11 protein-coding genes are annotated in these 11,555 nt (G+C 39.5%); 4 read left to right on the top strand and 7 right to left on the bottom strand.

The genetic code is table 11. From position 1 onward, the window contains the following. The first annotated feature begins 83 nt into the window (after window positions 1-83). Window positions 84-848, top strand: coding sequence for an ABC transporter ATP-binding protein (locus tag CALSC_RS04110; protein ID WP_088240145.1), 765 nt, complete (start codon window positions 84-86; stop codon window positions 846-848). Window positions 849-905: 57 nt separating this feature from the next. On the opposite strand, the gene CALSC_RS04105 is transcribed toward CALSC_RS04110, so the two are convergent. After that, on the bottom strand, window positions 906-1,685 hold the full coding sequence (locus CALSC_RS04105; RefSeq protein WP_088240144.1) for a response regulator transcription factor: 780 nt from the start codon (window positions 1,683-1,685) through the stop codon (window positions 906-908). Between the two features lie 497 nt (window positions 1,686-2,182). Between CALSC_RS04105 and CALSC_RS04100 the strand changes: the two genes are divergently transcribed. Next, window positions 2,183-2,431, top strand: a complete 249-nt coding sequence (locus CALSC_RS04100; protein WP_088240143.1) for a DUF6761 family protein — start codon at window positions 2,183-2,185, stop codon at window positions 2,429-2,431. Between the two features lie 490 nt (window positions 2,432-2,921). Here CALSC_RS04100 and grxD read toward each other — a convergent pair whose 3' ends face one another. The 3 genes from grxD to CALSC_RS04085 all read right to left on the bottom strand — a co-directional run bounded on the left by grxD (window position 2,922) and on the right by CALSC_RS04085 (window position 4,539). After that, the gene (grxD, locus tag CALSC_RS04095; protein WP_088240142.1) at window positions 2,922-3,245 is read right to left on the bottom strand and encodes a Grx4 family monothiol glutaredoxin; all 324 of its coding nucleotides are present in this window, start codon (window positions 3,243-3,245) and stop codon (window positions 2,922-2,924) included. Window positions 3,246-3,325: 80 nt separating this feature from the next. Beyond that, window positions 3,326-3,583: a BolA family protein gene (locus CALSC_RS04090; RefSeq protein WP_088240141.1), complete on the bottom strand. Its 258-nt coding sequence runs from the start codon at window positions 3,581-3,583 to the stop codon at window positions 3,326-3,328. 359 nt (window positions 3,584-3,942) lie between these two features. Further along, on the bottom strand, window positions 3,943-4,539 hold the full coding sequence (locus CALSC_RS04085; RefSeq protein ID WP_088240140.1) for a hypothetical protein: 597 nt from the start codon (window positions 4,537-4,539) through the stop codon (window positions 3,943-3,945). A 184-nt stretch (window positions 4,540-4,723) separates the two neighbouring features. Here CALSC_RS04085 and CALSC_RS04080 point away from each other — a divergent pair, with 184 nt between their 5' ends. Next, complete coding sequence (locus CALSC_RS04080; protein ID WP_088240139.1) at window positions 4,724-6,826, top strand: S8 family serine peptidase; 2,103 nt, start codon at window positions 4,724-4,726, stop codon at window positions 6,824-6,826. Between the two features lie 379 nt (window positions 6,827-7,205). Here the strand turns inward: CALSC_RS04080 and CALSC_RS04075 are convergent, their stop codons facing one another. The 3 genes from CALSC_RS04075 to grxC form a co-directional block, all read right to left on the bottom strand. Continuing rightward, window positions 7,206-7,970 carry a lysophospholipid acyltransferase family protein gene (locus tag CALSC_RS04075; RefSeq protein WP_088240138.1) on the bottom strand — a complete coding sequence of 255 codons (765 nt, stop codon included), beginning with the start codon at window positions 7,968-7,970 and terminating at the stop codon, window positions 7,206-7,208. Window positions 7,971-8,072: 102 nt separating this feature from the next. Beyond that, window positions 8,073-8,570 carry a tRNA adenosine(34) deaminase TadA gene (tadA, locus tag CALSC_RS04070; protein ID WP_088240137.1) on the bottom strand — a complete coding sequence of 166 codons (498 nt, stop codon included), beginning with the start codon at window positions 8,568-8,570 and terminating at the stop codon, window positions 8,073-8,075. A gap of 401 nt (window positions 8,571-8,971) precedes the next feature. Beyond that, window positions 8,972-9,286 (bottom strand): glutaredoxin 3, encoded by a 315-nt coding sequence (grxC, locus tag CALSC_RS04065; RefSeq protein ID WP_088240136.1) that lies wholly within the window; start codon window positions 9,284-9,286, stop codon window positions 8,972-8,974. 358 nt (window positions 9,287-9,644) lie between these two features. Here grxC and CALSC_RS04060 point away from each other — a divergent pair, with 358 nt between their 5' ends. Beyond that, window positions 9,645-11,465 carry an ABC transporter ATP-binding protein gene (locus tag CALSC_RS04060; protein ID WP_088240135.1) on the top strand — a complete coding sequence of 607 codons (1,821 nt, stop codon included), beginning with the start codon at window positions 9,645-9,647 and terminating at the stop codon, window positions 11,463-11,465. The last annotated feature ends 90 nt before the right edge of the window (window positions 11,466-11,555 follow it).

Raw genomic sequence — 11,555 nt, 5'->3', positions numbered from 1 at the left:
AATAGTTCGACGGCTCGACTGAAGGCTCACGACGAAGTCTAAAATCTAAAATCTAAAATCTAAAATCCAAAATTGTATTGGCTTTGGAAAATTCTCTATCCCCAAAACTCAGATTAGACCAAGTTTACTTATATACAAGTTTACTCGGTAAGCAGCGAGGATACCCCATATTACAGGATATCTCTTTTGAGGTTTTTGAAGGCGATCGCATTGCTGTGATTGGTGCATCTGGTGCAGGTAAAACCTTCTTATTACGTCTCCTGAATCGTCTGAGTACCCCTACCCAAGGTAATATCTATTTTCATGGTCAAGAGTACAGTCAAATGTCCGTCCTCGAATTACGCCAGCAGGTAGTCCTGGTTCCCCAAGAATCTAAACTATTGGGTATGACTGTGCAACAAGCCTTGGCTTATCCTCTAGCCTTGCGTGGCTTCTCCAAACAAACCATAGAACAAAGAACTGGTGAATGGCGAGAGAAATTACAAATTCCCGATGATTGGTTGGCTAGAACCGAAGTACAGTTATCAGTAGGACAGCGACAACTAGTAGCCATTGCTCGTGCTTTAGTTATCCAGCCACAAATCTTATTATTAGATGAACCAACTTCTGCTTTAGATGCAGGTACAACCAATCAACTATTACAAATTCTTGACCATATCGTTCATAATCATCGAACCACAATTGTGATGGTAAACCACCAACTGGATCTAGTTGAAAAATTTTGCGATCGCTTATTGCATTTAAAACAAGGTCGTCTCTTGGTTAATCAAGTAAATTCTATGGTTGATTGGGCAAAATTACCAGAGACTATTAAACTAGCAGAGGCTGAAGATGATTTTGAATTTTAAGCATAGCATCTCAAACTCTCATCATCTCATCACTCTGTTAGTAGTATACTTAAATACTCAGCGTTGAACATTGAGTTGAGTAGTCAGTGTTGAACGTTGATTACTAAATCGCTCTTTAGTTAACTTATTTTGTGAAGGAGATAAATTGGAGTTCAAAATCTCCATATTAAATCTATACCCCACATTACGGATAGTTTGAATTAAGCTAGGTTGCCGAGGGTCTAATTCCACCTTTTTTCGCAAGGATAATACGTGAGTATCAATTGTACGGGGATTATCGATCGCATCAGGCCAAGCACGACGCAATAATTCCGATCTACTCAGAGGCGACCCTCCAGCCTGGGCTAAAACATATAATAAACTAAATTCCTGGGGTGTTAAATCTATAAATTCTCCTTGAAAACGAACCCGACGCTGGATTAAATCTATTTGCAAATTTCCATAATCTAAATAAGCTGGTGCCACGGGGGTACGCTTTCGGCGAATTAAAACCTCTACCCGTGCTAAAAACTCCTGCATCCCAAAAGGTTTGCTGAGGTAGTCATCCGCACCTGCATTTAAACCCATAACAATATCAGCTTCGCTATTGCGAGCAGATAACATTAATATCAAAGGCTGTTGCTGGCGATGTAACCACCGGCAAAATTCTAACCCATCCCCATCAGACAAGTCCGCATCAAGAATCATGAGTGTTGGCTGATGATTGAGAAAAACTTCCCTTGCTTGATAAATACTGGCTGCTTGATGCACCCGATAGTCCAGTTGTTGCAAGTGCCAACCCAACAACGATCTCAGATGGGGATTCCCCTCAATGATTTGAATACTAACTGAACCCACGGTCAAGACCCCTTAGCGTCTATGACCTTCAAAGTAACAAAGGCTCTATAGTAGGTTTTGTAACGGTTGCTACTTCCTTACCATAATCTTTGTTTCCTCATAAACCAAAATTCATAATCTAGCCTGCTGTAAGTCATTACTAGAGCTAAAATATTACTATTCTTAAATTTTTGTTAGATTTGTTAAAATTTTTAATAAAAGATGATGGCAAGGAGGACAAATCCTGGAAACGACCACGGCTAACTATTTGAAGCAATTTATTTGACAAAAATATTGATATATGGATTGATAATTTATCCAACCCGAATTATAAAAATAGCTTACTAACTTGTGAGATTTTCTATTTTCTGTCATAGGATCTAAGTATCAGCTATTGTTGTAACTGAGCGAACATCAAAATATGAGATTCCAATAGATACCAATCTGAAAAAGAATACTTCACATTTCAGCTTGAATCATTTACAATTCTCATTCTAGAGAGATTATTAACAGTAGTTATGCTCCAAGACACACAAACCATCCGCTATTACCAAAGATTGACGGACGCTTTCGTTGACCTATGGAACCGGGGTTATCGCACTGATGATATACGGATGTATTTGGATGGCTACTTAGCCGCACTGCGAAATAGCAATGCCATTGAGCCTTTCTTGATTCATCGTTTAGAAGAAGAGGCTACTCGCTACTTGTACGATGTTTCTAATTTTGTCACCGTACAACCAGAGCCAGAGCTGGATTATTATTAATTACTGTAATTTCTGAAAAATCACAGTTCACACTGTCAAATTGACGATAACGAGTCTTGACAATTATAGCACGTTGTCTGCAATTGTCAAATGATCATATTAAATATGCCTGTTGGCAAAAAATATTGAAAAGCCCTCCCCTCCCTGAAGAATCTAGGGTTCTAAATACAGGGGGGGATTTTGATGCTCACAAAATTATAGTTTAAGGAGGATAAGTATTTTTACCCTTGACTACTCCCCAGGATTGACAGGGCAGGGGTCGGTGAGTAAATGCCAATTATGGTAGGATCATAAATGCAGGTGTAACCCAATTAAATGCTTCAAATGCAGCCTACTGTGAAAATAATATTTCTACACAAGACAGCACAAGACCGTGGGGCACACGGCTTTCAAGCTCAGTTAATCTCCTCATAGAGGAGTCCCTGAAAAGCCCACACTCACCCGTTGGCGCAAGCCTGCCCGAAGGGCTTAGGGGAGTGTGTGGAGTATGTCACGAAGCTAAAGCAACCTCTACCATTTGTTGTAATTCATTTGTTTGGTAGAGTTCAACCATAATGTCTGAACCGCCTACAAATTCTCCATTGATATAAACTTGGGGGATGGTAGGCCATTTAGAATATTCTTTAATCCCTTCACGAATGTCAGGCTCATCTAGAACATTAATTGTCTCAAAGGGAACTCCCAAAGAATTAATAATCTGCACAACATTATTGGAAAAGCCACACTGAGGCATTAATTTGGTTCCCTTCATGAAAACAAAAATTTTGTTTTGTGAGATTAAATTCTCAATTCTCTCTTGTACTTCTGGCTTCATAATGTTTAAGTCGCTGATAATGTCTTGATTTTCAGTTAGGAGTGAGTGGAAGATTTAAGATTCAATGCTCTTAATTTAGCCTATGAAGTTACTGTAGACTGCCAAGCCTCAGGAGTATATGTTTTAATTGCCAAAGCATGAATAGCTTCAGTAGACATAGCCTGCTGTAAAGCTCCATAAACCAGTTGATGCTGTTGTACTAGACCTTTGTTGGCAAACTGTGATGAAACGACAGTTACTTGATAGTGATCTCCACCACCTGTCAAGTCTTGTACTTGTACTTGAGCATCTGGTATTTGAGCCTTAATCATTGTCTCAACTTGCTGCGTAGTAACCATCGCAATTCCTAAAAACTACTTTTATTTTAGAGGGGAGTTAGAAAGGAAAGCAATATATTATATATCTTGAAGTTGTGCTAAGTAAGTCGGCACAATAAAACCAAACTATGTGAAGAATAGTAAATAAGCCTAAAACCCTTGTTCCCCCTGCTCCCTGCTCCCTGCCCCCTGCCTTATCCAAACGATAATTTTTTACGCCAACCTACTTAAATCCATGTCATGGATTCTCAGGTGCAAAAATCGGAGGAGTGTGGGAGGTGTAGGGAGCAGTACTATTTCTTTCTCTCCTTCCCTCCTTCACTTAACCCTAGGAATTTTGGCATGACTGAATCTGTGTTCTAGATTACCGGGAGAGGATGTTACTTGCGAGAGGAAGAGTTTGTATTTTTTGCTCTGGGAAAAGGAGAATCAACAAAACCTAATTCAAATAACTGCTGATAAGCTTTTTTACCCAATTCTCGGGTTGGGTTTTGACTTTTAATAATTTGAACTAGCAAAGGAAAGGCTAGTTCTGGCTGATTTTGAGCCCGATGTACCAAGGCTAGCTGATAGGTGGCTTCGTCACGCATTTGGGCTGTTTCTAATGCCTTTTTCCGTAAGGTATCAGCAACCCTGTTATCAATACCCGAAAAGCTAGAGAAAAGCTGTTGATATGAATTGGAGAGTTGATTAAAAACGATGCGTGCTTCTTTGAGCTTATTAGAAGCGAGGGGATAGTTTTGAGAGGAAACTGCGCTGCTAGCTTCGCTCATCAACCGTTGTCCCCCCTTAATGCTTAAAAGACTGCTAGCTTCAGCGGCTGGGCGCAGGTTATTAGGATCTTCGGGATTGATTTCACTGGGAGAAGAGGCTGGTAGAGGTTGTACTTGAGCATTAGCTGGAGATAACCAGTGTATACTGGCGATCGCTGATAATAAAGTAGAACAAATTAAGGGGACAGTTGCAGCAAATTTCATGGGTTTAAGGGGAGCAACAACTCAACAAAATAGGGTATATAAACTTTGGGTATCTTAACTCTGTTTTGGTCTTTGGGAATGCAAAGCCAATTATATTGGAGTTTATTTAGTTTATCTAATTTAGACTTACATTCAGTGGTGTCTAGTTCCCATAGTTTCTAGACAGTAGTTACAATCATCAACTATGAACGATCATATAAATTCTACTGATGTTTCCACTACAGGTGTACCAGAAAGTAGCCTGGGGATGATTTTACAACGCGGTGGGGAAGAATTGTGTTTACAAAAGGTTAGCGATCGCTTTACCCTGCGTTTTCATCCCCAACTATCACCATCACAATTATCTCAGTTGGGGTGGGGTATATGGCAACGTAGTATCCCTCAGGCAAACTTAGAATTATTCCGAGTCACTCCCCAGCACTTGGAAAGGGCTATGTCCCAAGCCAGGGAAGGAGAAAATGTTGCTTTTGCTAGTCATGTTTATCAACTCCAAGATAATCCAGGAGCCTTTGTTTATCTTACTGATGAACTGACTATTCAATTTACCTCTGAAGCAAACTTAGCTAGGATTCACTCCCTTGGAATTCAATTTCATTTAATTGAGCATAAAGTTATCACTACACTACCCAATACCTTCGTTTTCCTGGTGAGCAAACAAGCCAGCAATAACCCAATTAAAATTGCTAATAAGTTAATTTCTTTACCGGATGTGGTGGCTGCGGAACCGAATATTCTCATCCACCAAGAAACCCATTACCAACCCCGTGATTCTCTCTATAACCAGCAATGGTATCTCAGCCACAATGGAGGTTATCAATTAGCATCCCAATCCCATATTGCGGTCGAAAAAGCTTGGGATATCACTCGCGGTAATCGTTCTGTAGTGGTGTCTGTGGTAGATGATTCTTTTGACTTAAATCACCCAGATTTTCAAGGAACTGGCAAAATTGTCGCCCCCAGAGATTTAAAGCAAAATGATTTTTTACCATTACCAGGAGAGAAAGAAACCAGTCATGGTAAAGCTTGTGCGGGTATAGCCGTCGCAGAGGAAAATGGTAGGGGGGTGGTAGGAGTAGCTCCGGGCTGTGCATTAATGCCTATTCGTACCACTGGGTTTCTAGATGATGATTCCATCGAAAAAATCTTTAATTGGGCTGTAGAAAAGGGAGCCAGTGTTATTTCCTGTAGCTGGGGAGCCTCAGCAGTGTATTTTCCCCTTTCCCTACGCCAACGGGCTGCGATTGCTAATGCTGCAAGCAAAGGACGTAATGGTAAAGGGTGTGTGATTTTATTTGCTGCGGGTAATGCTAATCGTCCAGTCAATGGCAAGGTACACGAACGTAATTGGCCAAAAAATATTTTACAGGGCAATACCCATTGGCTAGGTGGTTTCGCGGTACATCCCGATGTGATTACCGTTGCTGCTTCTACTAGTTTAAATACAAAAGCCGCTTATAGTAATTGGGGGGAAAATATTTCTGTCTGTGCCCCTAGTAACAATGCTCCACCAGGAATGTGGTTCCAAGAAACAGGGTTTGTGTTTACCCAACCAGCCATTTCTACTTATCTCCCAGGAAAGGGTATGTTTACTACAGATCAACTGGGAACGGCTGGTTACGATCCTGGAGACTTTACTAGCAACTTTGGTGGTACTTCCAGTGCTACCCCTGTGGTAGCAGGAGTCGCAGCCCTGATTTTATCGGCAAATCCAGATTTAACCGCTCAACAAGTCAAGGGGATTTTAGAAGAAACTGCGGATAAGATTGTTGACGGGAATGCTGATCCTCAATTGGGAATGCGGGCGGGTACTTATGATGAGAATGGTCATTCCCTTTGGTTTGGTTACGGCAAAGTTAATGCTGCTCGAGCAGTAGAAAAAGCCTCTCAAATGGGTGTTGTAAAAGGGGAGGTAAGCCAATACATCGGCAAAAAAAGCGATCGCGCCATGAAAATTCCTGATAATTATCCCCAAGGAATAAATAGTATAATTGCGATTACTGAGTCTAACCTAGTTAAAGATATCCAAGTGAAAGTTGATATTAGCCATGAATTTCTAGGGGATTTAGAAATTTACTTAATTGCTCCCAATAATCAGCGAGTCTTATTACAAAATCGTACATTAGGTCGTCGGACAAATTTACGCACTACCTATGCTATGCGCTCCCATCCAGTACTTAAACAATTATTATCTTTATCAACTAAAGGATATTGGCAATTATGGGTAATAGATATGGCATCACAAGATGTAGGTAAAATAAATAGTTGGGAATTATATTTAGGAATTTAGATATTTAATGTCTTGCCAAATAATTTTATTTGATAGCAATACCAAAGCACGTTAGGACATTCTTGAATCCTGAAACCTATGAATAGTGAACTTATTACTCCTTCGGAGTGAATCCTAAACCCTTCGGGCACAGCAAAGCCGAATGGATAAGCTTCGCATTAGCTAAGCTCCTCTGTTAGCGTTCGCGCAGGTGTCGCGAAAGCGACTCAGCTCTCCCAAAGGGAGCAAGAGGCGCGCTATTTGATAGCAGTTGCTTTATGCCGAGGAACCCCTCCACCGCAATGGCTTAATTATTACTTATTACTTGTGCGTAGCCCTATATATCTTCCTCTCCATGGTCCAAACTTCTGAATTAAATCCACACATAGATAATTGAAATTTAAGAATTAGACATTGTTACTAAGGTGGGACGACTAGTAACTACCACGGGATTTTCATTTAATTTTTGCAATGCTTTGCCTAAATCTTGAGTCAATTTTTTCGCATCTTGTTTCACACAACCATTGAGATAATCCATTGCAGAAATTGGCGTACCAATATTAATACTGACATCTGCACCCCACTGAGGATATTGTTGGTTATAATTTATTCCTATGGGGAGAATTTTCACTCCTAGCCCTAGATGACTAGATTCAGCAGTTAAAGCCAAACGAGCAATTCCTGCTTTAAGAGGGTGAACTTTTCCATCACGAAAAATACCTCCCTCTGGGAAAATTACTAAAGATTCTTTCTGTTGGAGTAAATCAACGCCGTGGCGGAGAGTTGTCACAGATGGACGTTGGGGATTTACGGGAAAACCACCCATGTGTCGGACAAACCAACCTTGTAATCCTTGACATTCATTCATCGTCACCATGAATCTTAAATCTTTTCCTGTCACACAACGACCAGCAGCATAGGGTACTAGTAATGCATCCCAACGAGAACGATGGGTCGGAGCAAGGATTAAAGGTGCGGTTTCAGGAATATTTTCTTGTCCAGTGACTCTAATCTGACGAAAATAAAAGGGTAAAACTAAATTACGTCCTAAGAAGTAAGCCAGAGGACTAAACCAAGGAGAAACATGAGAAGTATTAGCAGTTCTATTACTTACAGGAGTATTTTTTGTTTTGCAGTGATTATCTGAATAAGAGTTGAGTTCCATCATAACGGTGATTGGTAGTTGCTCAATGGAAGATAGGGAAAATGTTTGATAGTAACACCGTAGATTTTCTTCCCTGACTTGTGTGATTCCAACTGGACAGTTTTACCTCTGTCCTTTATTTTTTCTATGTCGTCGATTAGCAAACCAAGCTTGTAGATTCTGACGACAGGTAGATTCAAGAACGCCTGCAATGATACTAACCCGGTGGTTAGATGCGGCACTATCGACAATGTTCTCAACTGTACGAATTGCGCCAGTTTTCGGATCGTCCACTCCATAAACTAAAAGTCCTAAGCGAGATTGGACAATTGCTCCTGCACACATTGGACAAGGTTCTAGGGTCACATAGAGACTACATTCATGTAAACGCCAAGTTTGTAACTGATTAGCAGCTGCCTTTAAAGCAATCATTTCTGCATGAGCTGTGGGATCTTGGTCACGTTCTTTGCGATTTTCTCCTTTCCCTACTATGTTGCCAGACGAATCAATAATAACAGCCCCTACCGGGATATCACCAGCATTACCTGCTGTTTTGGCTAAGCTTAATGCATAACTCATCCATTGTCTATGTTGTAAATACTGAGTATTACTAATTAACATATTAATTTTATTTAGACAGCAAAAATACTGAAGATAATTATTAGTTCCTCAAATAAGCAATCGCAAAGGATATATAGTATTTTTAGATACAAAGTATTTATATTATTTTCTCAATTGCAAATTAGCAAAATACTCTGTTTCCCTTTCTCTATATACTTTATTATCTTCATTACCATAAATATTACATAGATATCCCAAAATATGTTTAACAAGCTATATCTGCATATTGTAATTTGGTCATATATTCGCAATATAGATATTTAGCCTATTTTATAAGGATTTTGTCAATAAGACCTATTTGAAATCATGATGGATGCAATCAAATAGTACAGTCACCCTATAGTTAATTACTTATGTGATTAACTATACTTTTAAATATCTCCTCAATCAACATACATTAATTAATTAGATGATACAGATAGAAGAGAATCTAATTGACCTCGTGTATCTAATTTATACATATCATCACAACCACCAATATGTTGATTATTGATAAAAATCTGTGGCACGGTTCGCCCTCCGTTGGCTCGTTCTGCCATTTGGTTTCTAGCTGCTCCATCCCCATCAATTTTGTATTCAGTAAATTTTACTCCCTTCCACCACAACAACATTTTCGCACGAATACAATAAGGGCAAGTCTGCCATGTATAAATTTCGACATCTGCTTTCACCTGTTGTGATTGGCGATTAAATAGAGCATTGACAAATTTGAGCATTTTTTTACATTCTTGGGAGTCTATTTATAAGTTTAATTATGCCTTAAATGGGTAAATTTGAGTAAATGGGACTGATTAGATCAACTATCATCTATTTCATCAGAATTAATTTCAATAATCATGGTTTTACCCATAGATTAAACAAAGAAAGCAGGAGGAGGGGGATGCCATAAGTGTTTTGGAATTTACAAGTTACCTCTTCCTTCTCACGTAGCGAGTTAATACCCAATTGAATCAGTCCCAAAATCAAATTCCTCCTACCCAAGGAGGATTTATTCAGTCTGCCCTTGCTTTTTCGTATTACAGAATGTAGTATAAAACTTGAATCAGAAGCGAAAACTCCTGATGAGAGTGCATCATGGCAAAATTTAGAGATATTCTTCATTATTTTCGTCCGTACTGGAAATTGAGTATTTTGAGTATTGGGATTTCCAGTCTTTACGAAATATTTGATTTGATTGTACCTTACACCATTGGGCAGATTTTAAATCTTCTTTCTGGTCAACCACTAGATAAACCACTTCAAGGAGCAATTGCGACTTTTGCTGACAGTATTAATTACTCAGTGGATAAAAATATATCTTTAGGGGTATTACTGGGTTTAATTTTTGTGGTGACTGTTGTGAGAGCGCCGACACAGCCTTGGTTAACTTCTTGGTTTCATTGGGATATAGCCTTAAAAGCGCGTCAGGATCAAAATCAAAAAGCGATCGCCAAAATTCTCACCTTACCTCTAGAGTTTTATGATGAAAATAACCCTGGTAGGATTGCATCAAGAGTAGCAAAGGGACTATCCAACTACACTTGGACATATCCAGAAATTGCCGGACAGTTGATTCCGAAGTTATTTCGGGTATTGGGGATTTTTGTATTTATTTGGGTAATTGAGTGGCGGATTGCGGTTTTATTTCTGATTTCTTTTGTTGTTATCCTCAGCTTTACTTTAAAAAAGTTACAGCGTTTGATGTGGTACGAAAGTCGCCTAGATAGATATATGGAGGATACCGAAAGTCATACATCAGAAATTATTACCAATATCAAAACCGTCAAAGCATTTGCAACGGAAAGGAAGGAATTAAAACGACAAGAACAGCGTTTACAGCGAGAGTTAACTGTCGTTGATTACCGCATTCATCAAGGTTATGTGAAACTTGGAACTTGGCAAAGAAGTGTAATTCAATTTTGCGTTTTTGTAGTATTAGGTTTAACCTTAGCGGCGACCATTAATGGCAAAATTACTCTGGGTCATTTTGTTATGACTTTAACTCTTTCTAGTATGGCCTATGCAGAGTTAGAACCTATTAGTAATTTGGCAGAAGTTTTTGCTCGGCGCTATTCTTCCATGGTGCGATTTAGCGAATTTCTCCAAGAGCCATCGGGAAAAGATACAGTTGGTCTTTTGGAAGAATCCACAGCAACCCAATCACCCTATAAATTTACAGGAAAAGTAGAGCTTGACCATGTCAATTTTAGCTACGAAGATAATCGTCCAGTGTTACATGATATCAATCTGTTAATTGAACCATATCAAACAGTGGCATTAGTAGGTCGTTCTGGCTCTGGTAAATCTACCTTAGTAAAACTGCTATTACGGTATTTTGAACCAAGTCAAGGTCAAATTCTCATGGATGGAGAAGATATTCGCACCTTGGATGTAGGTAATTATCGCCGTAGATTAGCTATCGTTCACCAAGAGGTGGATGTTTTCAACGGTACTGTTTTGGATAACCTCAAGTATGGTAGACCAGATGCGACCTTTGAGCAAGTTAAGGAAGCCAGTAGAATCGCTAGATTGGATGAAGTCATCGAGAATTTAGCACAAGGGTATTACACAGTGGTTGGTGAACGTGGTGTGAGATTGTCTGGTGGACAGAGACAACGGTTAGGAATTGCTAGAGCATTGCTAGTTGAGCCAGATGTACTGATTTTTGACGAAGCTACCTCTAGCTTGGATTACGAATCGGAGCGTTCTATTCAATTAGCTATGGGAGAACTCCAAGGTACCCGCACGACTATAGTTATTGCTCACCGTTTGAGTACCGTTAGAGAAGCAGATAAGATTGTAGTCTTAGATCAAGGCAAAATTATCGAAGTTGGTAGTCATGATGAGTTATTGCGTCATGGAGGAATTTATCACAGGTTACACGCCTTGCAAGAGACTGGAGAGTTACTGAGTTAATTGTGGTATGGGTTATGCAATCGCGTAATCCATGTTCATTTTCATTCTGTCTCAAGGTATGGAGCTACGCGCAAGTAATAAGTAACAAGT

It is taken from the genome of Calothrix rhizosoleniae SC01, assembly GCF_900185595.1.
GTDB lineage: Bacteria > Cyanobacteriota > Cyanobacteriia > Cyanobacteriales > Nostocaceae > Calothrix_A > Calothrix_A rhizosoleniae.
Note: the sequence above shows the minus strand (reverse complement) of the source record. Positions and strands in the feature narration are given on the sequence as shown.